This is a genomic window from Bacillus sp. EB01, from assembly GCF_000613125.1.
GTDB lineage: Bacteria > Bacillota > Bacilli > Bacillales > Cytobacillaceae > Bacillus_D.
On record NZ_HG964497.1, the window covers coordinates 3412153 to 3434948 of the forward strand.

21 protein-coding genes and 5 pseudogenes are annotated in these 22796 nt (G+C 41.3%); 19 read left to right on the plus strand and 7 right to left on the minus strand.

Annotation, left to right across the window (positions count from 1 at the left end; genetic code table 11):
* The 3 genes from gcvT to gcvPB all read left to right on the plus strand — a co-directional run.
* The coding region (gcvT, locus tag TY16_RS15665) for a glycine cleavage system aminomethyltransferase GcvT (protein ID WP_043932784.1) at nt 1-875 on the plus strand (875 nt) is incomplete at its 5' end.
* A 14-nt stretch (nt 876-889) separates the two neighbouring features.
* The gene (gcvPA, locus tag TY16_RS15670) at nt 890-2236 is read left to right on the plus strand and encodes an aminomethyl-transferring glycine dehydrogenase subunit GcvPA (protein ID WP_043932785.1); all 1347 of its coding nucleotides are present in this window, start codon (nt 890-892) and stop codon (nt 2234-2236) included.
* A complete protein-coding gene (gene gcvPB / locus TY16_RS15675) occupies nt 2229-3689 on the plus strand; it encodes an aminomethyl-transferring glycine dehydrogenase subunit GcvPB (protein ID WP_043932786.1) in 1461 nt (486 codons plus the stop codon). Before gcvPA ends, gcvPB begins: the two co-directional genes overlap by 8 nt.
* A gap of 138 nt (nt 3690-3827) precedes the next feature.
* On the opposite strand, the gene TY16_RS15680 is transcribed toward gcvPB, so the two are convergent.
* Nucleotides 3828-4211: a rhodanese-like domain-containing protein gene (locus TY16_RS15680; protein ID WP_043932787.1), complete on the minus strand. Its 384-nt coding sequence runs from the start codon at nt 4209-4211 to the stop codon at nt 3828-3830.
* Between the two features lie 200 nt (nt 4212-4411).
* Between TY16_RS15680 and TY16_RS15685 the strand changes: the two genes are divergently transcribed.
* The 8 genes and pseudogenes from TY16_RS15685 to TY16_RS15725 all read left to right on the plus strand — a co-directional run bounded on the left by TY16_RS15685 (nt 4412) and on the right by TY16_RS15725 (nt 13192).
* A complete protein-coding gene (locus tag TY16_RS15685) occupies nt 4412-5245 on the plus strand; it encodes a lipoate--protein ligase family protein (protein ID WP_043932788.1) in 834 nt (277 codons plus the stop codon).
* A gap of 354 nt (nt 5246-5599) precedes the next feature.
* Nucleotides 5600-6394 (plus strand): annotated as a pseudogene (locus TY16_RS15690) (ribonucleotide reductase N-terminal alpha domain-containing protein); the annotation flags it as partial.
* Nucleotides 6395-6702: 308 nt separating this feature from the next.
* Nucleotides 6703-7350, plus strand: a pseudogene (locus tag TY16_RS15695) (vitamin B12-dependent ribonucleotide reductase); the annotation flags it as partial.
* A gap of 308 nt (nt 7351-7658) precedes the next feature.
* Nucleotides 7659-8168 (plus strand): annotated as a pseudogene (locus TY16_RS15700) (vitamin B12-dependent ribonucleotide reductase); the annotation flags it as partial.
* A gap of 331 nt (nt 8169-8499) precedes the next feature.
* Nucleotides 8500-9132: pseudogene (locus tag TY16_RS15710) on the plus strand (vitamin B12-dependent ribonucleotide reductase); the annotation flags it as partial.
* Between the two features lie 325 nt (nt 9133-9457).
* Nucleotides 9458-10480: an HNH endonuclease gene (locus tag TY16_RS15715; protein WP_052342760.1), complete on the plus strand. Its 1023-nt coding sequence runs from the start codon at nt 9458-9460 to the stop codon at nt 10478-10480.
* 703 nt (nt 10481-11183) lie between these two features.
* Nucleotides 11184-12209: a spore photoproduct lyase gene (gene splB / locus TY16_RS15720; RefSeq protein ID WP_043932792.1), complete on the plus strand. Its 1026-nt coding sequence runs from the start codon at nt 11184-11186 to the stop codon at nt 12207-12209.
* Between the two features lie 98 nt (nt 12210-12307).
* Complete coding sequence (locus TY16_RS15725; RefSeq protein ID WP_043934783.1) at nt 12308-13192, plus strand: patatin-like phospholipase family protein; 885 nt, start codon at nt 12308-12310, stop codon at nt 13190-13192.
* Nucleotides 13193-13368: 176 nt separating this feature from the next.
* On the opposite strand, the gene TY16_RS15730 is transcribed toward TY16_RS15725, so the two are convergent.
* Together TY16_RS15730 and TY16_RS15735 are read right to left on the minus strand one after the other, a co-directional pair.
* Nucleotides 13369-13743 carry an SA1362 family protein gene (locus tag TY16_RS15730; RefSeq protein ID WP_043932793.1) on the minus strand — a complete coding sequence of 125 codons (375 nt, stop codon included), beginning with the start codon at nt 13741-13743 and terminating at the stop codon, nt 13369-13371.
* Between the two features lie 65 nt (nt 13744-13808).
* Nucleotides 13809-14756 (minus strand): DUF1385 domain-containing protein, encoded by a 948-nt coding sequence (locus TY16_RS15735; RefSeq protein WP_043932794.1) that lies wholly within the window; start codon nt 14754-14756, stop codon nt 13809-13811.
* A gap of 180 nt (nt 14757-14936) precedes the next feature.
* On the opposite strand from TY16_RS15735, the gene TY16_RS15740 reads away from it, so the two are divergent.
* The 4 genes from TY16_RS15740 to efp all read left to right on the plus strand — a co-directional run bounded on the left by TY16_RS15740 (nt 14937) and on the right by efp (nt 17596).
* Nucleotides 14937-15425, plus strand: coding sequence for a YqhR family membrane protein (locus TY16_RS15740; RefSeq protein WP_043932795.1), 489 nt, complete (start codon nt 14937-14939; stop codon nt 15423-15425).
* Between the two features lie 79 nt (nt 15426-15504).
* Complete coding sequence (gene aroQ / locus TY16_RS15745) at nt 15505-15960, plus strand: type II 3-dehydroquinate dehydratase (RefSeq protein ID WP_043932796.1); 456 nt, start codon at nt 15505-15507, stop codon at nt 15958-15960.
* Nucleotides 15957-17018: a M24 family metallopeptidase gene (locus TY16_RS15750; protein ID WP_043932797.1), complete on the plus strand. Its 1062-nt coding sequence runs from the start codon at nt 15957-15959 to the stop codon at nt 17016-17018. Before aroQ ends, TY16_RS15750 begins: the two co-directional genes overlap by 4 nt.
* A 20-nt stretch (nt 17019-17038) precedes the next feature.
* On the plus strand, nt 17039-17596 hold the full coding sequence (efp, locus tag TY16_RS15755) for an elongation factor P (RefSeq protein ID WP_043932798.1): 558 nt from the start codon (nt 17039-17041) through the stop codon (nt 17594-17596).
* A 129-nt stretch (nt 17597-17725) separates the two neighbouring features.
* Here efp and TY16_RS15760 read toward each other — a convergent pair whose 3' ends face one another.
* Both TY16_RS15760 and TY16_RS15765 read right to left on the minus strand, forming a co-directional pair.
* Nucleotides 17726-18172, minus strand: coding sequence for an NUDIX hydrolase (locus tag TY16_RS15760; RefSeq protein WP_043932799.1), 447 nt, complete (start codon nt 18170-18172; stop codon nt 17726-17728).
* Nucleotides 18173-18266: 94 nt separating this feature from the next.
* A complete protein-coding gene (locus tag TY16_RS15765; protein WP_043932800.1) occupies nt 18267-18812 on the minus strand; it encodes an HAD-IIIA family hydrolase in 546 nt (181 codons plus the stop codon).
* A gap of 259 nt (nt 18813-19071) precedes the next feature.
* On the opposite strand from TY16_RS15765, the gene TY16_RS15770 reads away from it, so the two are divergent.
* The 3 genes from TY16_RS15770 to TY16_RS15780 all read left to right on the plus strand — a co-directional run bounded on the left by TY16_RS15770 (nt 19072) and on the right by TY16_RS15780 (nt 21268).
* Nucleotides 19072-19560 carry a DUF6803 family protein gene (locus TY16_RS15770; protein WP_043932801.1) on the plus strand — a complete coding sequence of 163 codons (489 nt, stop codon included), beginning with the start codon at nt 19072-19074 and terminating at the stop codon, nt 19558-19560.
* 264 nt (nt 19561-19824) lie between these two features.
* Entirely contained in the window at nt 19825-20496 is a 672-nt protein-coding gene (locus TY16_RS15775; RefSeq protein WP_043932802.1) for a response regulator, read from the plus strand.
* Between the two features lie 112 nt (nt 20497-20608).
* On the plus strand, nt 20609-21268 hold the full coding sequence (locus TY16_RS15780; protein ID WP_043932803.1) for a cytochrome c: 660 nt from the start codon (nt 20609-20611) through the stop codon (nt 21266-21268).
* A 56-nt stretch (nt 21269-21324) separates the two neighbouring features.
* Here TY16_RS15780 and TY16_RS26320 read toward each other — a convergent pair whose 3' ends face one another.
* Together TY16_RS26320 and TY16_RS15785 are read right to left on the minus strand one after the other, a co-directional pair.
* Nucleotides 21325-21480, minus strand: a complete 156-nt coding sequence (locus tag TY16_RS26320) for a hypothetical protein (protein WP_155922265.1) — start codon at nt 21478-21480, stop codon at nt 21325-21327.
* A gap of 133 nt (nt 21481-21613) precedes the next feature.
* Nucleotides 21614-21910 carry a hypothetical protein gene (locus TY16_RS15785; RefSeq protein ID WP_043932804.1) on the minus strand — a complete coding sequence of 99 codons (297 nt, stop codon included), beginning with the start codon at nt 21908-21910 and terminating at the stop codon, nt 21614-21616.
* A gap of 55 nt (nt 21911-21965) precedes the next feature.
* Here TY16_RS15785 and TY16_RS15790 point away from each other — a divergent pair.
* Nucleotides 21966-22533 (plus strand): annotated as a pseudogene (locus TY16_RS15790) (GNAT family N-acetyltransferase).
* Nucleotides 22534-22796: the final 263 nt, after the last annotated feature.

The window sequence follows — 22796 nt, forward strand, 5'->3', positions numbered from 1 at the left end:
AAATCTCTGACGGCGCCGCCCAATACACTGCTATGTGCTATGAAAATGGCGGGACGATAGATGATTTGCTTATTTATAAAAAAGGCAATGATGACTATCTGCTTGTGGTGAATGCTTCGAATATTGAAAAGGACTACAGCTGGCTCGAAGACCATCTGGAAGGGAAGGTAACCATCGAGAACCTTTCGGACAGAACTGCGCAATTGGCAATTCAGGGCCCATTGGCTGAGCAGATACTTCAAAAGCTTGCCGGTCAGGATAATCTTTCCGAAATAGGCTTTTTCAAATTTAGGGATGGGGTAGATCTGAATGGCTCCAAAGCGCTAGTATCCAGGACAGGTTATACCGGTGAGGATGGCTTCGAGATATATTGCAAACCTGAGGATGTTGTAAAGCTATGGAAGGAAATCCTTGAGGCAGGTAAAGAGGAAGGTGTTCTGCCATGCGGGCTTGGAGCGCGTGATACACTTCGTTTTGAAGCGAATCTAGCACTTTACGGCCAAGAGCTTTCTCCGGAAATATCCCCATTGGAGGCTGGGATTGGATTTGCTGTAAAGCTGAACAAAGAAAGTAATTTTATTGGTAAAGAAGTTCTAAAGCTGCAAAAAGAAAATGGCATACCAAGAAAGCTTGCCGGAATTGAAATGATTGACAGAGGTATTCCGCGCCATGGCTACCCAGTTTATTCCGGGGATACCAAAATAGGCGAGGTAACTACTGGAACGCAGTCACCAACTTTGAAACGTAATATTGGCCTCGTGTTGATAGAAGCCGATTACGCAGAACTTAATAAAGAGCTGCTAGTTGAAATTCGCGGTAAAAAAATTAAGGCTAAGATTGTTCCCGTTCCATTTTACAAACGGGCAAAGAAATAGTAGGGGGAATCAAGATGAAGCACCGCTATTTACCTATGACGGAACAAGACAAAGCAGCTATGCTGGAAACAATAGGTGTCGACTCCGTAGAAGAGTTATTCAATGACATCCCGGAACGAGTACGTTTCCAGGGAGAATATAACATTAAGCAAGCCAAGTCGGAAACCCAGCTAATGAAAGAACTAGCAGGCCTTGCTTCTAAAAATGCAGATTTTAAAAGCCATGCTTCGTTCCTTGGCGCGGGGGTTTACGACCACTATATGCCTGTTATCGTTGACCATGTTCTTTCCAGGTCGGAGTTCTATACCGCTTATACCCCATATCAGCCTGAAATCTCACAGGGGGAGCTGCAGGCCATCTTTGAATTTCAGTCAATGATTTGCGAACTCACAGGCATGGATGTTGCGAACTCTTCTATGTATGACGGGGGTACAGCTTTGGGAGAGGCAGCCATGCTGAGCGTGGGACAGACTCGGAGGAAAAAGATTCTTATTTCGGAAACTGTCCATCCGGAATCTCGTGAAGTTGTTAAGGCCTACGCAAAGGGTCAGTATATCGAAGTAGTCGAAGTCCCGGCGGCAGAAGGCATTACGGACCTTGATGCCTTGAAAGAATTGGTTTCTTCCGATATTGCGGCAGTGATCGTTCAATATCCGAACTTTTTCGGAAGGATCGAACCTTTAAAGGAAATTGAAGAAATCGCGCATTCAGAAAAATCAATGTTTGTTGTATCAAGCAATCCACTTTCATTGGGAGTCTTAACACCTCCTGGAAAATTCGGTGCTGACATCGTTGTAGGTGATGCACAACCATTTGGAATTCCTGCTGCTTTCGGCGGCCCACACTGCGGATATTTTGCCGTAACAGAAAAGCTGATGAGGAAGGTTCCGGGCAGGCTTGTTGGTCAAACCCATGATGATCAGGGACGCCGCGGTTTTGTCCTTACCCTGCAGGCCCGTGAACAGCATATCCGCCGTGATAAGGCCACCTCGAACATTTGCTCAAACCAGGCACTAAACGCACTGGCTGCATCTGTTGCGATGACAGCTCTTGGTAAAAAAGGAGTCCGGGAAATGGCAGCAGCCAACATCCAGAAAGCCCATTATGCCAAGAAGGCCTTGCGTGAAAATGGAATTGAAATTGCTATGGATGGACCTTCCTTTAATGAATTCGTTGTTAAATTGGGCAAGTCGGTTAAGGAAGTAAACCAGGCACTCCTTCAAAAAGGTTTCATCGGCGGTTATGATCTTGGCCGGGATTATAAGGAACTTGATGGCCATATGCTAATTGCTGTTACTGAACTAAGGACAAAGGAAGAGATTGATACATTTGCAAAGGAATTGGGGGATATACATGCATAACGAGGATCAGTCGCTAATTTTCGAAATAAGCAAACCTGGCCGCATCGGCTACAGCCTGCCGGAAATGGATGTCCCTGAACTTGATTTGAATGGCCTCCTTCCAGTCGGCTATGTACGGGAAGAGGAACCAAATCTTCCTGAGGTTTCCGAATTGGATATTATGCGCCATTACACAGCATTATCCAAGAGAAACCACGGCGTCGATTCAGGATTTTATCCGCTAGGTTCGTGTACAATGAAATACAATCCAAAAATCAATGAAAATGTCGCTAGATACAGCGGCTTTGCCCATATCCACCCTCTGCAGGATGAGAGCTCTGTCCAGGGTGCGCTTGAATTGCTTTATGATTTGCAGGAGCATTTAAAAGAAATAACCGGGATGGACGAAGTTACCCTGCAGCCTGCTGCGGGAGCACATGGCGAGTGGACAGGCTTAATGATGATTCGTGCATACCATGAAGCAAACGGAGATACAAAACGTACAAAGGTTGTTGTACCTGACTCTGCACACGGGACCAACCCCGCATCGGCAACTGTAGCCGGTTTTGAAACGATTACTGTTAAATCGAATGAACATGGATTAGTTGACCTGGATGACCTTCGCAGAGTAGTAGGCGAGGATACAGCCGCTCTGATGCTGACAAATCCGAATACACTTGGGCTTTTTGAGGAAAACATCCTTGAGATGGCCGAAATCGTCCATGGTGCTGGAGGAAAGCTTTATTATGATGGAGCGAACCTAAACGCAGTACTTTCCAAAGCACGGCCTGGAGACATGGGATTTGACGTGGTCCACCTTAATCTTCATAAGACATTTACTGGCCCGCACGGTGGCGGCGGACCGGGTTCAGGACCTGTAGGTGTTAAATCTGACTTGATTCCATATCTTCCAAAACCGGTCATCACGAAGAGGGAAGAGAAGTATGTGTTTGATTATGACAGACCGCAATCGATCGGCCGTGTTAAACCGTACTATGGAAACTTCGGGATTAATGTCCGCGCCTATACGTATATCCGCTCAATGGGCCCTGATGGTTTGAAGGCCGTAACTGAGTATGCAGTGCTGAACGCAAACTATATGATGAGAAGATTACAACCTTATTATGACCTTCCATTCGATAGGCACTGCAAGCACGAATTCGTACTGAGCGGCCGCAGGCAGAAGAAGCTTGGTGTAAGGACACTCGATATTGCAAAAAGGCTGCTTGATTTCGGTTATCATCCGCCAACCATCTATTTCCCGCTTAACGTTGAGGAATGTATCATGATTGAGCCAACTGAAACCGAGTCAAAAGAAACGCTGGATGGGTTTATCGATACAATGATCCAAATCGCGAAAGAAGCTGAGGAAAACCCGGAAATCGTCCAGGAAGCGCCTCATACGACGGTGGTTGGACGGCTAGATGAAACAACTGCAGCAAGAAAACCGGTATTAAGATATAAACAGGCATAAATATGAAACGCCCGTACTGCATAGTGCGGGCGTTTTTATTCAGAGGGAATTTCACATAAATGTGGTTTTGAAAAAAGATCTTGTATGTATTTACAAAAAACGCACTGTCGATTAAGGATTGACAGTGCGTTTTTCTCTTTATTTTTTTGCTTTTATTTTTCCAGACCACTTCTTAAAGCCGCCTTGGAGCTGAACAAGGTTGCGATAACCTCTTCTGTATAGAAATTGTGCCGCACGTCCGCTTCTCATTCCGCTTTGGCAATAAAGGTAGACAGGCTGGTCCGGACGAATTTCCTTGATCCGTGTCTTCATTTGGGAAAGAGGGATGTTCCTTGCACCAAGGATATGGCCAGCATTGTATTCGTTTGGTTCACGCACATCAATGAGCTGGGCTTTCCTGTAGCCTGCCCGGAATTCTTCTTCCGACAATGTTTTTACAATCCTGCGCTGGATCAGCCAGGCTATGATTGAATAGACAAGAAAACCAGCGAGCAGTACGAGTAAGAAATATAGTGTTTCCAAAATGTAAAGAGCCCCTTTCAAGCTATGCTACAACAACATGTTTAATTATATAAGCCAAATGTCGAATCAGTAAAGGGAATTTGTCAAAATTCTTTTATTGGAAAAGGATATCCGGTTCGTCTGGCTTTGAAATCGACTCTCTTTTTGCTAGACTTAACATCGTGTCACATAATGTAAAAGCGAAGCAGGGAGTTATTTTTATGAAAGAACAATGGTATTTTATAGATTCGGGAAACTGTTCCCCTTCATTTAACATGGCGCTGGATGAGGCCCTTCTTAGTTGGCACAGTGCCGGCGAAATCCCTCCGGTGGTGAGGTTTTACGGATGGGATCCAGCCACACTGTCTATCGGGTACTTCCAGAAGGTTGAAAAAGAAATCAAGATGGAAGCAGTCAAACAACACGGCTTAGGTTTTGTTAGAAGACCTACAGGAGGCCGCGGTGTCCTTCATGAACATGAATTAACCTATAGTGTCATTGTCTCCGAACAACATCCAAAAATGCCTCACACGGTTACTGAAGCATATAGAGTTATTTCGGAAGGAATTCTACAGGGCTTCCGAAATCTCGGCCTTGATGCTTATTTTGCCGTTCCAAGAACCGATGAGGAAAAAAGCGCGCTGAAAAATCCGCGATCCTCGGTATGCTTTGATGCGCCTAGCTGGTATGAGCTTGTCGTTGAGGGACGCAAGGTTGCAGGAAGCGCCCAGACACGCCAGAAAGGTGTCATTCTCCAGCATGGTTCCATCCTATTGGATCTTGATGAGGATAAGCTTTTCAGCCTGTTCAATTATTCAAGTGAGCGTCTGAAGGAAAGAATGAAGGCTGCATTCAAGGACAAGGCCGTCCCAATCAATGACATCAGTCCTCGCAAGATTGGAATTGACGAAGCGAAGTCAGCATTTTTTGACGGATTCGAAAAAGGACTGGAAATTGAACTAATTTCCTATCAGCTGACAGATGTGCAAATGGAATTTGTGGAAAAATTGGCAGCGGACGTTTATGAGAACGACGAATGGAACTTTAAACGATAAAGAGCGGAGCTCCCGCTCTTTTCTTGATTATTGGAAAAAATCACCTGTTCTTTATAGAATTATATCGTTTTGAGGCAACCTTCGAAATTTGTCAAAATTAATGGTCTGATGTAGAAATTCCTGCGAAATCTCTCATTTACTCTAGTTTTTATGTGATTCTATTTTTGACAAAATTTTATTCTTTTGCCTTAAACACAATATATAGTGTTGTCGAAAAATTAATAAGCACTATATGTTGATTTTGATGGTTTCACTATGATAGGTTAAGGGTATCCAAAAAACAACTAGATATCTAGCAAAACATCACAGAGTTCGACATAGTGGATTTGGATCAAAGGAAAAGGAGATGTGCTCATGTCTGTTGCGTTAAGGAAAAAACTAAATATTGATTTTGATAGGCTTAATGAAGATATCCGATTGTTTCCTCAGGTTCATCCTGTCACACCGGATATGCACATTACACACAAAGGGGTATCCCGCCTGGTCATGCTCGACCGATATACATTCAAGGATACCGAAAAAATCACGTTAACCAAAGGTGATTTTGTCGTCCTGACCGTTAAGGAGGACCCTAAGTTCCCTGCCAGGGGGCTTGGCTACATCCTCGAGATTGACTGGGAAAAGAAAGTTGCCCAGGTACAGGTTGATGAGGAATTCAGGGGCGTGCTGGATACGGCGGAAGAAGTTCAAACAGGAGTGATTATCCGTTCCCTTGATGTGATTGAAAAGCCGCTTGAGATCTTCTACGAGCAGATTGCCATGAGGAATGCAACAGGCCTTGCACAAGCGGAGAAAACCGAGGAGAAAAGGCTTGAGTGGTTCAATAAGTTCTACGAAGAGCTTGTGAACATGAACTTTATTCCTGCGGGCCGCGTGCTGTATGGTGCTGGGGCAGGAACGGATGTAACGTTCTTTAACTGCTATGTTATGCCATTTGTCCAGGATTCCCGTGAAGGAATTTCCGACCACCGCAAAAAGGTAATGGAAATCATGAGCCGCGGCGGAGGGGTAGGAACAAACGGTTCAACACTTCGTCCTCGCGCTGCACTGGCGAGGGGCGTAAACGGTAAATCTTCCGGTTCGGTATCGTGGCTGGATGACATCGCCAAGCTGACACATTTGGTTGAGCAGGGCGGGTCAAGACGTGGTAAATGAGTGCCTCGTCTTTAAAAAAACCTCGTGAATTGCTGGGAACTCTTTACATGACTTGCTGGCTACAACGTAACTGGAAACAGTAAGCGTGAATGCTTGAAAACAGCAAGTGGATAAAGACAATCAGCAGCCAAGCTCCTTTCATATGGAGAAGGTTCAACGGCCATCGAAAGCATACCTAGGTAGAAGCGAGTAGAGTAGGATTCAAGCGGATCCGAAGTGCGAGGGCACTCTTTGTAGTGCAAGATATGGTCTGAACTCTAAGGCGACTTAGAGAGCTGAAGTAGCGACTCAGCGAAACATACTTGGCCCAAATGATCATGCTGGCGGACTGGCATCCTGATATTATCGAATTCATTGTTTCAAAAATGCAGAATCCTCGGATTCTCAGGTTTCTCATTGAGAATACAAATGATGAATGGATTAAAAAGCAGGCAAAGAGCAAGCTGAAATTTACACCGCTCACCGAGCAGGAGAAGGCCATGTACCAGGGAATCATTAATTACAAGCATATCCCTGGGTACGGCGGATTCAGCGAAAAGATATTCGAAGATGTGGATGAAAAGCTTGAAACCGGCGGTACATATACCGTCCATAACCCTGATTTCCTAACAGGGGCGAATATTTCAGTTACCCTGACAAAGGAATTCATGGAAGCAGTAGAAAATGACGAAGAGTATGAACTTCGCTTCCCTGCGACCGAAAGTTATGATGAAGAAATGATGAAGATTTACAATGAAGAATGGCATAAAGTCGGCGATGTCCGTGAATGGGAAAGAATGGGATACAAGGTTCGCACATACCGAAAAATTAAGGCAAAAGAACTTTGGAATCTCATCAATATATGTGCTACCTACTCGGCTGAGCCGGGCATCTTCTTTATCGATAATGCAAATGACATGACAAACGCCCAAGCGTACGGTCAGAAAGTGGTTGCAACCAACCCGTGTGGTAAAGTGGCTTAAATTGCCTCACGTTAAAAACCGCGGAATTAAGCGGGAACCCTGAGACATAGCTTTTGAACCGAAGTAAATATTGACGAACCGAATATCTAAGGTTCAAATAGCTTGGGAATCCGAACCGAAGGCTGTTCTTAAAAGTTCAGTCAGGGGCAACGCATAGATGGTGAAACTCTTATGAGAATATAATCCATCCACGAGGCCGCGGCATTACACACTTGTAATGAAAAGATATGCTGAGCTAACGGAAAATGAACCGTTAGAACCAGGGGATAAAAAGCCTCTGGGATAACAAATAACTGGAGCAGCCGCTCGCACCATTTTCAGTGTGTAATCTTGCAGCGGTGAACTTAGCTGAAATGGTTGATAAAGAAACAAAAACAGTGAACTTCGAAAAGTTAAAGCAAACAGTCGAAGTTGGTATTCGTATGCAAGATAACGTAATCGATGCGACACCATACTTCTTAGAAGAAAATAAAAAACAAGCACTTGGTGAGCGTCGTGTTGGATTAGGTGTTATGGGACTACATGACTTACTCATCTACTGTGAGACAGAATACGGCTCTGAAGAAGGAAATAAGCTTGTTGATCAAGTATTTGAAACAATTGCAACAACTGCCTATCGTACATCTGTTGAACTTGGAAAAGAAAAGGGATGCTTCCCATTCTTAACAGGTAAAACACAAGAAGAAACCAATCGTCTTCGCGAAGCGTTCATTAACACTGGTTATATGGAAAAAATGCCTGAAGACATTAGACAATCAATCTTAAAGCATGGAATTCGCAACTCACACCTACTAACTGTTGCACCTAAATAATTTGGGCTTTTATGTGGTGACACATAATCGAAACCTCTTTAATTGCTGGGACACCCTAAAGCTGTTTCAACCACAACGTAATTGGTGACAATAAGCGTGATGGTTTGAAAATGAAACAGATATTACAATGGGCAATCAGCAGGCAAGTTATCTTATTTAGCAGTAATAAGATAAAAGCTTCAACGACTAGAGCGGCAGCTCGTACCGCGCAAGCTATTGGCGTGGGAAATAGGAGGGCACTCACCCGAGTGTTTGATATAGTCTATCCTTGTGTGAAAGCACAAGCAGCTTATAAAGCGGTATAAAGAGTAGCGTCTTTATATGAATAAAAGAGACAGGATCCACAGGTACGATGGTAGGTGTATCAACAGGACTTGAACCATACTTCTCGTTCTCATATTTTAGAAGTGGACGTTTAGGGAAGTTTATTGAAGTAAAAGCAGATATTGTTCAAGAGTATTTAAATCAAAATCCTGAAGCAGATCCAGAAAATCTACCACATTGGTTTGTAACAGCAATGGAATTAAAACCAGAAGCTCATGCAGATACACAATGTGTCATTCAACGCTGGATTGATAGCTCAATCAGTAAGACGGTTAATGCACCAAAAGGCTATAGTGTAGAACAAGTAGAAAAAGTATACGAGCGTCTTTACAAAGGTGGAGCAAAGGGTGGTACTGTCTATGTAGACGGTTCGCGTGAAACCCAAGTTCTAACTTTAAAAGCTGAAGAAAATCGCGCGGACGATGTATATGACCAAAAACATACACATACGCAGACAACGGAGAAGCCACATGTAGTTTTACTAGATACCATTAATGATTTACGCTCGACTTCTGTTACAATCGGTTCAGAAGTAGGTGACATATGCCCGGTGTGTCGTAAAGGGACAGTCGAAGAAATTGGTGGATGTAATACTTGTACAAACTGTAACGCTCAATTGAAATGCGGGCTTTAACTTTTCGAAAGATAAGAAGGTATGGCTTTAAAAAAGTTTCGATGTTAATAAAAAAGATCGATTAAAATAGTCGTCTTGTATAGTGAGGAATGTTGTTAATTCAGCATTCCTTATTTTTTTGAATAATTTTTTCTTACAATATTCTCTATTGTAATTATTTGGCGAACATGTGTTTTTATCTTATAATAATATTAAACAACCTTAAGAGTTTGAATTTACTTTTAATTTACTAATATAACAACTGAACAGTAAATAAAGAAATTAATAAATCTATTAAATATGTATTTGATTTTATATAGAACCAATAAATTTCGAGGGATAAATAATGAGTAATAATAAAGAGGAAAACAACTCTATGTTTAGTATTAGAAGTTATCCCCATTATAAGGAGTTTGAATATTATGAATGCATAATTTGCCAACGTGAGTTTCCTTCGCCCTTAAGGTACTCCAAAAAGAGATTATTTACTTGTAGTAAATATTGTGAAAACGTAAGAAATGGACTTTTAAAAATTAAAGGATTTTATCGTCTTTGCAAAGTTTGTGATAAACCGATTTGGGTTATGTCCTGTCATTCTAAGACAAAATTCTTTTGCTCACAACTTTGTAAAAGTCTGAGCCAAACATTCTGTCTTTCGTTAATTTCTGATGGTTTAAAGACAGGTGCTAAAAAATATTACGGTCCCAATTGGATACAACAGAGGAAAAGGGCAAGAAAACGTGATAGTTATACATGTCAAAATCCAAATTGTAGAATAACAGAAAAAGAATACGGGCAGGAATTATCAGTTCATCATAAAAAACCATTTGTATTTTTTAAAGATTATTTTGAAGCGAATAAATTAGAAAATCTTATTTCTTTATGTGAACCATGTCATCGAAAAGAACATGTTGGAGAACAACATCCTTTAAAATTTGATACGGAAAAGATTGTTTTTGAGAATGCCTTGAATAGGGTAGGAGCAAAACAGTTGGAAGTCGCAAAAAAGGTTATTGATTTATTACTAAACACGGACAAATCCTTAAAGAACATTTCTGAGGAAACAGGATTATCGTATATTAGAGTTCGCTCCATTTACATTGGAGAAAGGTGGAAACAATTATATTCTAAACCGCCTAGAGAGATAAGGCCGAGAACTATGAGCCTAGCTAAAGATCCGGAAACATCGAGGGAAAAAATAAAAAAAGCCGTTTACTTACTACTAAATACTGATTTAAAAATAGAGGAAATAGTCGAAAAAACAGGAGTATCGAAGACAAATCTGTACAGAATTTATAATGGAAAAACAAATCAGGATCTTTATGAAATTGCACCTCGTTTAATTAGACCTAGAGGTAAGGTTAAATAATGAATAATGGATACCTAATTCCATATCCAAATATCAAAATTTCATTATCCTTCATTTCAACTCTAGGATTAAAGATATTAACTCAAGTTTCGGAGTGAAAAAACCCACTTAAATTCGTATCCGGTTTAAACCGAAATATTTATTAAGAATTAATAATATTTAGGGAAAGGATGTTGTATAGTTTTTGTTGCTACTGTTATTCCGTGAATACACAAGAAGTTGACTTTACGCAACAAGTAATCAGGATTTCTGAATTTGATTATAACTTATTAATTAGCCTAACTGGAATTTGTAGCATCTCAACAGTTCCACAATCGAGAGCGATTGTGGAAAAAACGTAATCACACTTCTTAAAGTAATGGGGGCTTTAGTTTAGATCAATCATAGAAAATGATCAATCTGTTTACAAATATTGCTCAATGTTTCACTCCGCATTTCTTTCTCCTCGGCGCGAGCGCCTGCGGGATCCCACTGACCTTTTCTCCTGTAGGAGTCTTAGCGCCATCCGCTTCAATCAATAAATTTTCTGTATTGCAGTAATTCTTTAGTTTAACTTATATAGCTGATTTTATTGAAAGTATTGATGCCTACAGGTTTTCACAAAAACTGCAATAGGAATAATTTGCTTTCCTGTTTTTCTGTTCAATCCTCCTTTTTTGCTGATACTACTAGCAAGACTTTTTGCAAAAAGAGGGATGAACTTATGAAGCCATTTATGCCGCAATTGGTTTATATTGAGCCACAGGCTCTTGAATACCCGCTTGGCCGAGAACTTAAGGAAAAGTTCGAAGGCATGGGACTTGAAATCAGGGAGACCACCTCACATAACCAGGTTAGGAATATTCCGGGGGAAAACGAACTACAGAAGTACCGGAACGCTAAATCGACATTGGTGGTCGGTGTGCGGAGGACACTGAAATTCGACACTTCCAAGCCATCTGCCGAATACGCAATTCCACTTGCAACTGGATGTATGGGCCATTGCCATTACTGCTATCTTCAAACAACATTAGGGAGCAAACCGTATATCAGGACGTATGTGAATCTAGATGAAATATTTGAACAGGCACAAAAATACATGGATGAGAGAGCACCGGAAATCACCCGTTTTGAGGCAGCGTGTACCTCGGATATCGTCGGCATCGACCATCTTACCCATTCATTAAAAAGAGCGATTGAGTTCATTGGGCAGTCGGAGTTTGGCCAATTGAGATTTGTGACAAAGTATCATCACGTCGATCATCTATTGGATGCAAAGCACAACGGAAAAACAAGGTTCAGATTCAGTGTGAATTCCCGTTATGTGATTAAAAATTTTGAGCCTGGGACTTCATCCTTTGATGAAAGACTGGAAGCAGCTCGCAAGGTTGCGGGAGCTGGGTATCCGCTGGGCTTCATTGTCGCGCCAATTTACATGCATGAGGACTGGGAAGAGGGATACCATGAGTTATTCGAAAGATTGAAGGTGTCACTTGATGGGGTCGAAATCAAAGATCTATCCTTTGAGATGATTCAGCATCGTTACACCAAGCCAGCTAAGAATGTAATCATGAAACGATATCCCAAAACCAAGCTTGAAATGAATGAAGAAAAACGTAAGTACAAATGGGGCAGGTACGGAATCGGTAAATATGTTTATCCAACCGAGGAAGCAGCGCGACTCGAGTCCACCATTCGAGGATATATTAGCGAATACTTTCCCAATGCTGAAATACAGTATTTCACCTAAGATGGTTTAATTTAAATTTTCAATTTGTCCACCGTACTATTTTGCAGTAAAGCCGCTTAAAGATGTAGGAGTGAATAACATCGATGGGAGTGGCTTCCATGCTGATAGACGGTGTTTTTTCCGGTGGAGGAATAAAAGGCTTCGCTCTAATCGGTGCATATGAGGCGGTTGAAAGGCGCGGCTTCAGGTTCTGCCGGGTTGCGGGGACAAGTGCAGGGTCCATTGTTGCAAGCCTTGTCGCAGCGGGGTATACAAGCGTTGAAATGCGTGGCCTCCTTGATGAATTGAATTTGGAAAAGCTGCTTGATTCACGCAAATTGCTATTACCTTCTCCTTTAACAAAATGGCTGCTTCTTTATTGGAAAATGGGATTGTATAAAGGGGACGCACTGGAAGCATGGATTGCTGAAAAACTCGCTTTAAAAGGATTAAGAACATTTGGTGACTTGCCGCCTGAAACATTAAGGATCGTTGCCTCTGACCTCTCAAACGGGAGGATGGTTATTCTACCGGACGACCTTCCAAAATACGGTCTGTCCCCTGCTTCGTTTCCGATAGCAAAGGCTGTCAGAATGAGCTGCAGCATTCCCTACTTTTTTGAGCCTGTTAAGCTAACGGATGCCAGCGGGACTAACATCCTGGTTGACGGCGGTGTCCTGAGCAATTTCCCAATGTGGCTGTTTGATCGGGAGAATGTAAAGAAAGTAAGGCCGGTTCTCGGCATTAAGCTAAGCCACGATCCCGAAAATCATCCTAAGCACAAAATAAAAAATGCCATTCAATTGTTTGAGGCACTTTTTGAAACAATGAAGGATGCCCATGATGCGAGATACATTGCCCGTAAGCATGCCAGGAATATTATCTTTATTCCCACAGCCGGTGTTTTGGCGACAGAATTTGAATTGACAGAGGAAAAAAAGGACCTGTTGATAAAACATGGCAGGGATTGTGCCGAATTCTTTTTCCGAAAGTGGAGCTATTGACAAAGATAAGCGCGAGCGCCTTTGTGAAAGGCAAAGAACGCCTCGCAACGGGAAAAAAGCCGTCTGTCTCTGCGATGTTAAATCACAGATGCTTTCCTTTGTGCTCAGCGCTGGAGCTAGACAGTTCTCATAATAAAAAATACTTTCTTAATTATAAACAAAAGACCGGATTTCCTTTAAAAGGAGGCCCGGTCTTTTTTCTTTCCTTTTTTTCCTTCAATGACTGTTAAATGTGCCTGTGTTTTCTTCTTTGGTCTTTTTAAAGATGCAAGTGTTCCGTGGAAAGAGTTTTTTGCCTGTGGTTGGCTGTTCTTATTTCCATTTCGTTTCTTTGATTTTCTGGCAGCTTTGAGGAAAGCCCGTTGCTCTTTTTTGGCAGGATTGGCTGCAGTGATACGGCGGTAAATGTAATAAATAACCAAACCGATCAGGGCGGCAATGGCGATTTTTTGTATGAAATCGGAAGGATCATCTAAAAAGCTCCCCAATAAGCCAATGACCGCAAAAAAGATAAGAACACCTATAAAGAAACCGGATTTTCTTTTATTCAAGATAGCCACCTCCCTAAGAGCATCATAAGCAAATTTCCTCAATTTTAAACTTACTTTACACTTCTTTATACAATTTCGTCCTGAAGTTTTGCCGCTTCAGTTTCTTTCTCCATTTTCAAGAGTTCATTAAATGAAAGAATCGCAACTTCGACTTGGCTATCGTCCGGCTCTTTAGTCGTTAAAAGCTGAAGCCACAAGCCAGGATAACCAAGGTAACGGAGGACCGGGATGTCCCTAAGCTTATTTGTGAATTGAAGGACCTCGAAAGAAATACCAAGAACAACCGGTATAAGCGCCAGCCTGTTCAGGACACGTACCCAAAGCGGATCAGTCGGGACGAATAAATAAATGAAGACGCCAACTACTACTGTAAATAGCATAAAGCTGGAACCGCAGCGGTAATGTAATCGGGAGCTTGCTTGGACGTTCTCGACGGTCAGTTCCTTGCCGCTCTCAAAGCAGTTAATTACCTTATGTTCTGCTCCATGATATTGAAATACCCTTTTTATGAGAGGAGTAAGCGATACAAAATATATATATGCGAGCAAAAGCAATAGCTTGAAAAGACCTTCGATTAGCACCTGTGCCGTGTCGCCCGGAAAGATTGGCTTAACCATTTCAGCCAGGAAGACAGGGATAAGAGTGAACAGGAATTTCCCGAATAAAAACGAGATAACACCAATCGCGGCAACGCCAAGCCATAGAGCAAGCTTCGAGGTTTCCTGCTCGGCAATAGTATCGTCATCATTTGGATCAATATCGTAGCGTTCCGTTGAAAAATTAAGGTGCTTGGAACCATTCGCGCTGGCTTCAATAATTGCTGCGATGCCCCGGATGAATGGGATTTTTTTCAGGAAAGTTACAAATGGTTGGGATGTGCGTGGCAGTCTTAAGTAATCAATCGAATTATCTTTGCGTCTGACAGCTGTCACATAGTGATGTCTTCCGCCAAACATGACACCTTCTACGACTGCCTGGCCCCCATATATGGGCTTGTTTTCTTTCGTTGTCATTCTTATCTACACCAACCTACTAATAAAGTTGCACCCGCAGTGGAGACTGCCTGTACTTTCCTTTATTCTACTAGAAAAATACAAAAACCTCTATACATTGTGATTGAACATTTTTGCTGGAAGGAGAAGGCCTCGGATGTACATACTAAAACAGACCTTAAAATTAAAGGAGATGCAAAAATGGAACCATCCAAGAATAATGAAAATAAAATGAGTGAATTTCGTATGTTAATCATATTAACCGGTTTCTGGGGCGGGCTTTTTTGGAGCTTTTTAGGCCAGGTAGGTTACTACTTCAATTTTACGAAAATTTCTCCAAGAGTAATCCTTGAGCCATGGGCATTAGGTAATTGGAAAACAAGCTGGCTAGGCACGCTTATTTCTATGATTTTGATTGCGGTGATTTCGATAGGAGTTGCGTTCGTTTATTCGGTTTTATTGAAAAAAGCCAAAGGGCTCATTCCTGGTGCAGCTTTTGGCCTTGGTGTTTTCTTGATCATATTTCTGCTGCTGAATCCTATTTTTCCTGGCATTTCACCTTTTAGAGATTTGGATAAAAATACGTTTGTGACATCTGTATGCCTCTTCCTTCTATACGGCGTATTTATAGGGTATTCTATCTCGTGGGAATTCTCGAATATTCAAAATAACAAGGAGATATCCGAGTAGGAGAAATACTTTTGATATGGTAGAATGATTTAGGTAAATAGTGCTGGCATTAGAGATTATAAAGATTTGGGGAATATCGATGACAAAAAAAATCATGCTGTTGAATGGCCCGAATTTGAATATGCTCGGTAAACGTGAACCTGGCATTTATGGAGCGGAGACACTTGGTTCTATTGAAGATTCAATTAAAAAGCTTGGATTGGATAGGGGTTACGAAGTCGATTGCAGACAGTCCAATCATGAAGGAGCCTTAATTGACTGGTTACAGGAAGCAAATGAAGAACGCTTCAATGGAATTATCTTCAATCCCGGTGCGTATACACATTACAGTTATGCAATCCGTGACGCAATTGCAGGAATCAGTGTACCGGTTATCGAAGTCCATATATCGAATATTCATGCGCGGGAAAGCTTCAGGCATAATTCGGTTACGGCCCCAGTATGCAGGGGACAAATTAGCGGCTTGGGCACGAAAGGGTATGAACTGGCTTTTTACGCCCTAATGGACAGCGAAAAGGAGAGGAAGCAGGAATGAGCAAAGTAGATAAATTAAGAAATGAGTTCTCAAAACTGGGCATTGACGGCATGCTGATAACAAGTGATTTCAACCGCCGATATATGTCCAATTTTACTGGAACCTCTGGAACAGTCCTCATCACTGCGGATAAGGCGCTTTTTATTACGGATTTCAGGTATACAGAACAAGCAGCCAAGCAATGCGCAGGTTTCGAAATTATCTTGCGTAAAGGTACGATGGAGGAAGAAGTTGTTCTTCAAGCCAAGCAGCTGGGTATCCAAAAACTTGGTTTTGAGAAGAATCATGTTACATATGGCTTATATAAAACCTATCAGGCTGGAATTGAAGGCGAGCTTGTACCAGTTGACGGTGCAGTAGAAAAGTTGCGCTTGATTAAGACCGATGCAGAGATTAAGATATTAAAGGAAGCTGCGGCTATTGCTGATGCGGCCTTTACACATATCCTGGAATTCATCCGCCCGGGCAGAACGGAATTAGAGGTTTCGAATGAACTTGAATTCTTTATGCGTAAAGCGGGGGCAACATCTTCTTCTTTTGATACGATTGTTGCTTCAGGATACCGTTCTGCATTACCCCACGGAGTGGCAAGTGAAAAAGTAATTGAATCAGGTGATTTTGTTACACTGGATTACGGTGCGTATTATAACGGGTATGTATCCGATATAACCCGGACTATTGCAGTAGGCGCTCCCGACCAGAAACTAAAGGAAATTTATGATATTGTTCTGGAAGCTCAGCTAAGGGGACTTGCTGGCATCAAGCCAGGAATGACCGGTAAGGAAGCAGATGCCCTCACCCGGAATTTCATTACCGAAAAAGGATACGGGGAGTATTTTGGCCATTCCACAGGTCATGGAATTGGTCTAGAAATTCATGAAGCCCCAGGGTTATCGGTTCATTCTGATGTAATCCTTGAGCCAGGCATGGTTGTGACGGTCGAGCCGGGCATTTATATTCCTGGGCTTGGCGGAGTCCGGATTGAAGATGATACTGTGATTACGCTTGATAAAAATGAAAAGCTTACCCACTCATCTAAGGAACTGATTATTCTTTAAAGGAATTAGGAGGAACACACATGATTTCAGTAAACGACTTCCGTACAGGACTTACAATTGAAGTTGACGGCGGAATTTGGCGCGTTATGGATTTTCAGCACGTGAAGCCAGGTAAAGGAGCTGCTTTCGTCCGCTCCAAACTGCGTAACCTTCGTACAGGAGCAGTAAATGAAAAAACTTTCCGTGCTGGTGAAAAGGTTGGCAAGGCTCAAATCGATAACCGCAGGATGCAATATTTATATGCTAGCGGTGATCAGCACATCTTCATGGATAACGAATCGTATGAGCAAATAGAACTTCCTGCAAACACAATTGAGTATGAGTTGAAATTCCTTAAGGAAAACATGGAAGTTTCAATTATGATGTATCAAGGAGAAACACTGGGTGTTGAACTTCCAAATACAGTTGAACTTGAAGTAACTGAAACCGAACCTGGCATCAAAGGTGATACTGCATCCGGAGGCTCCAAGCCTGCTACGCTTGAAACTGGACTTGTTGTACACGTCCCATTCTTTGTTAACCAGGGAGACCGCCTAATCATCAATACAACTGATTCTTCTTACGTTTCCCGCGCCTAGTCCTGCCAGACATGGTCCGATTTAGAATGAATACTAATAAGCAGGATTTACGTAAGAAATTAGCAAGCACTTTAACATGGTACACAAAAAGTTCAGAGCCTCATACATTGAGGCCTGAGCTTTTTTATATCAGCAATAGTTTAGGTAATACAAGGTATCTGATTGAAATACCTCCGTTATGTAGGAAATAAGAAAATCTTTATCTTCAGGGTAGGTTAAATCTAAAGCCTTTATTTCGTCTATGGTTTTCCAGGCAATATCATAAATAAGATTATCAGGGTCTTGAAATTTTCTCTCTCCCCCCACGATTTTTACTAAAAAATAATGGACCTCAGCCGATAAGTTTAGATGTTCATAAATCCTGATTTTGACCTTAATTTCCTCAATAATTTCTGCTGAATATCCAGTTTCTTCCTCAATCTCCCTGGCACAACACTCTTCGAATGTCTCATTGTGCTCTTTTCCCCCTGATGGAATAGACCAGGTTTTTTTCTCTTCAGGTGTTCCTTGTAAAACCATAAGCAAATGGCCATTCTCATTCATACATAAGCCTGCAGAACCAAACCATCTTTGCACTTTATGCGCCTCCTTTATAACTGTACTAAACTAAAAGAGTTCTACCTATTAGATGAAGTCCTTCTCTAACTCCGCGCTGATTGAATCAGGAAATTCAAATCAAATGTTCGTTTATTATCCATTGAACAGCTTCTTTAAAATCCTCTGCAACAAAATCGGGTTTTACTTGGGCCCAACGGCCAAAATATTCATTGTTTACGTATTTTATGAAGGCAGCTTTCCCATTTCCTGTTTTCACTAAAATTTTATGGCATCCAACTTCATCGGCAGCTAATAAATCTGTCCAGCGATCTCCAATCACTATACAACTCTCTAAATCCAGCTTATTATCATGTGCTGCTTTTTTTAACATTCCAGGAGAAGGTTTTCTGCATTCACAACCTTCATTATGTAAATGGGGACAAAGATAAATTCTGTCAAAACCAAAATCTATCAGTTCCTTTTCAAAACTTTGAAGAGAAGCCTCTCCTTTTGAAATCCCAGGCTGATTTGTGAATGAACAAATTAACATATCATACCTTTTCAATTGCTCTAACGACTCTGCCACATTAGGAAAAAGTTTAAATTCTCCAGGATAAATAACATTATCGCTTCCCCCGATAGTTCCATCTCTATCTATAAAGACAGCTTGTACCTGCATTCATTTGCTCCCCCATCTTATTGATTAAAAATATGTTTTTTTCTACAGCAAAATGGCGATAATCACTATTTATTTTAACATTATTATCCAGATAATGAGTATCTTTGAAATCCCATTTAGTTCTAGTACTCGATAACTGAACTCTTTTTTGCCAAGCAACGCAGAGGTTTATGTTAACAATTTCTCCATTATTTCTGCTTAGATTCTGCACATTTATTTTTTAAATTATAGTTAACCCATTACAAAGGAGCAAAACACAATGAATATGACGCATTATATGGAATTGTTGGCAAGCAATCAGCCGTGGAACCTCATTATCTTTATGGCGGTGGTTGTAATAGCTGCTGAAACCATTGCAATCACCGAACTGAGTATTCTATTCACAAGGAATTTTAACGGAAAACTGAGGAAAATAAATAAGATTACCAGCATTTTTGCAGGAGTATATTTTACCGGAATTTTCATTTATTTAATGCAGACAGCCTGGATTCCATTAACCTTGTCAGGCGGCTGGCACGGATGGGTCGACTTTACTGCGGTGACCTTCTATTTGTTGGGAATAGTACCTCTTCTGGGAATGGCCCTAATCGATATGGGGCTGGTTATGAAAAATAAACCAGACCAGCAAAAAATGAAAGTTCATGTCTTTTATGTCGGATTATTCCTTATAGTTGCACACGTTGCCATGATTTTCGGAATGGTTGACCCAACTTTGGGCGGCAACATGCATGATATGAGCAATATGTAATGAATTATAGCTGCCATGAAATTTGGCAGCTATTTTCCTGTTTTTTTAGTTATAAGCACAAACTTATGAAGAAATTGTGAAGATTGCCAACCCTAAATTTGAACGTTTTATAAACATCCTCCCAGATAACTAGTCAGTAGGATATGAGGGGACTAAAATATAACTAATCAATAGTAATTTAGTGGGATATTTATCTCACATTACTATATTAGAAGCCTACGACGGTCAAAACCGCCTCGCGGGTTAGGGGAGGCAAATAGCCTGATGGAGAAAATAAAAGTATTAATAGTCGACGATCATTATATGTTCCTGAAAGGACTAGAAAGTATTATCAATGATGATAGTTCTCTTGAAGTAGTAGGAGAGGCGCATAATGGCAAAGAAGCTGTGGAACTGGCTTTGGAAATAAAGCCAGATGTAATCTTGATGGATGTAGACATGCCGACAGTCGGAGGAATAGACGCACTGAAGAAAATAATGAAGGACCTTCCCGAATTGAATGTGTTAATGATGACAAACGATGATAGTGAAGAAAGCCTAATGGAAGCAATTAGGTATGGTGCCAAAGGTTATCTGACAAAACATCTCCTCCCGAACGAGTTGCTTGTTTTCATTCATATGGCCTATCGAGGAGAATATATCATCTCGAGCCCGTTGGCCAAGAAAGTAATGGAGGCAAATACTTGTGGAGGTCTTAGTGCGGCCGAAAATGAAGAGGTTGCCGAGAAGAAGGAAAATGTACTGACACGGAGAGAGAAGGAAATTCTTAGCCATGTCATTAAAGGTATGACCAACCGTCAAATCGCAAATGCACTTTTTATTTCTGAAAACACCGTTAAGAATCACATTAGAAATATCATGGAGAAACTCCAGATGAATAACCGCCTTTCAGCTGCCAATTATGCAAAAAAGGAAGGCTGGCTGCAGCTTGTTTAATCTGAGCTTCGCTACTAATAGTTTGGCTTTCAGTAAAAGGAGCCCAATGCCATACAGTAATCAGAAAAAATAAGGACTTTTGCTAAATGAGTCCAAAGCAAGGGTGCAGATAATGAAGAAAAAATTATTAATCGGCAGCTACATTCTTGTCGTCATAATTGGAATATCGGTATTTGTTGGCACAAATGGATTTAAAGGCAAGAATTATGAATCGGTCCAGGCCGGCGAGAAGATCTATAAGGCTGAATGTGCACTTTGCCATGGCGATACTGGCAAAGGTGAAGGATCAAAAGTAGGAACTGCACTTAATAGCCAAGTCTATTTAAGCTACTCTTCAGATGAGGATTTGTACAACAGTGTAAAATATGGCCGTCCCGCTGCTGCAATGCCCGCATATGGAGAGAGAATGTCTGAAGAACAATTGCAGAATGTCGTTGATTTTATGAGAAGCTGGCAAAAGGATGAGATCAATTTCGAAGTTCCTGAAAAAATTGAAGGAGATCCAGTTGCCGGGGAGAAAATATACAACCGTTCTTGCCTGACATGCCATGGTGAAAAGGGTGCTGGCAAGAAGAGTATGGGAACGGTTCTTGCTAATCCGGAGCACTTGAAATACACATCGGATAGACAGATCTGGATCGGAGTTGCCTACGGCCGGGAAGAAACCCGGATGGCTCCGTCCCTTAAAGGGCTAGATGGTGTCCGTCAATTGAGCAAGCAGGAAATCTCGGATGTTGTCGTGTTTATCCGTGCCCTGGAAAAAGAAAAATAGACGATGAAATCCTGGTACCGATAGATGTAATTGGGTGAAATTTCTAACTTAATAAATCATTTTGCAGCCCGATTCGCAACTGGATTGGACTGCTTCTTTTTGTAAAAAGCTTTATCTAAGCCTAGCATTATGGTTGAAGCAGGAAATTTCCATTTTTTAAAGAATTTTTTTAAAAAGGCTCTGTAAAACTTAGCTGTTGATTTACGCTCCACAAAGGAAAGCTCCTCAGAATAGTCATCGCAGAGACGGGCGCCCTTTGCCTGTCACGAGTCGCACGCTTTCCGCGGGCGGGTCCGGGAGCTGGTCTTGCTTCAGTGCCTAGCCCCTCGAGGTCGCTTCGGTCCCTCAGGTGAAGTCAAAAAGCGACTTCTCCTTCAGGCCCACCACAAGAGTATGCTTCGGAAGCATAAACATCGCACGAAGAAAATGCGTTTTTTGCATTTTCGAGGAGCGCTTGTCGGGGCTGACCAAGGCACATACACATTTCATTCTCCTCGGCGCAAGCGCCTGTGGGGTCTCCCGCTGACCCGCTTCTCCCGCAGGACGTGGAATAATCATCCCTAAAAAAGCACCGCAGGAGAAAATGCGCTTTTTGCATTTTCGAACGAGTCGGCACCTTCCGCTCCAATCAACACTGATCAAAAATCAACATTCACCTTTAACACAGCCTTAAAAAAAGAAACAAGGGGTTGGAAACTTGAACAATTTATTTACAATTGACTGTGGAGAAATTTTACTGCGGGAATTTATCATAGGAGATGTAGATGCTATTTACGAAATTACCTCTCAACCTAAAGTTTATGAATACTTGCCTGATTGGAGATCAACAAGAGAACAACGTTTAGACTGGGTAACAAATTATGAAATACCGTCCAACAAAAGATTTTTAACTGCAGTGCCAAATATCGAAAAGCAAAAACTATTTGAAATTAGGAATTATCCTAAAGGAAACTGGCCAGTTTATCGGTTTTTGCAGCACGGGAATAAAAGAGGAACTTCCTTCGCCAAATAGAGAGATTGCTTATGCTATATCAAAGCATTTTAGAAATAGAGGTTTTACAACAAAAGCAGTTAAAGGATTAATTACCTATTTATTTGAAAAAACAACTGTCGAACTTTTAAATACTATTGTTCTCGCGCAAAATATAAGTTCGAATAGAGTGATTCAAAAAACTGGGTTCAAGTATGTCGGGGACATTGAAATTGAAAATCACAATTATAAACATTTCACTCTTCAAAAAAGTGAATGGCAAAGTAGTAAATAGTCTCACAGATACGTAAGTACAATGAAAATTAAGTGCCTTTATATATGAGATAAACAGCTTGGAGCCATTAGGCCCCAAGCTGTTTTTTTACTAAATTACTTAAAAATAGCTTCCCTGGGACGAAAATCAAAATTCACTAGTTATTACTATATATTAGCCAGGTTTAACAAAACGTTCATATCTGGAATAACTGGTAAAAAAGGATAGGCATTATAGTAAATATAGGAAATAAGAATTAGTGATTTTACTAAATACATAGTAAT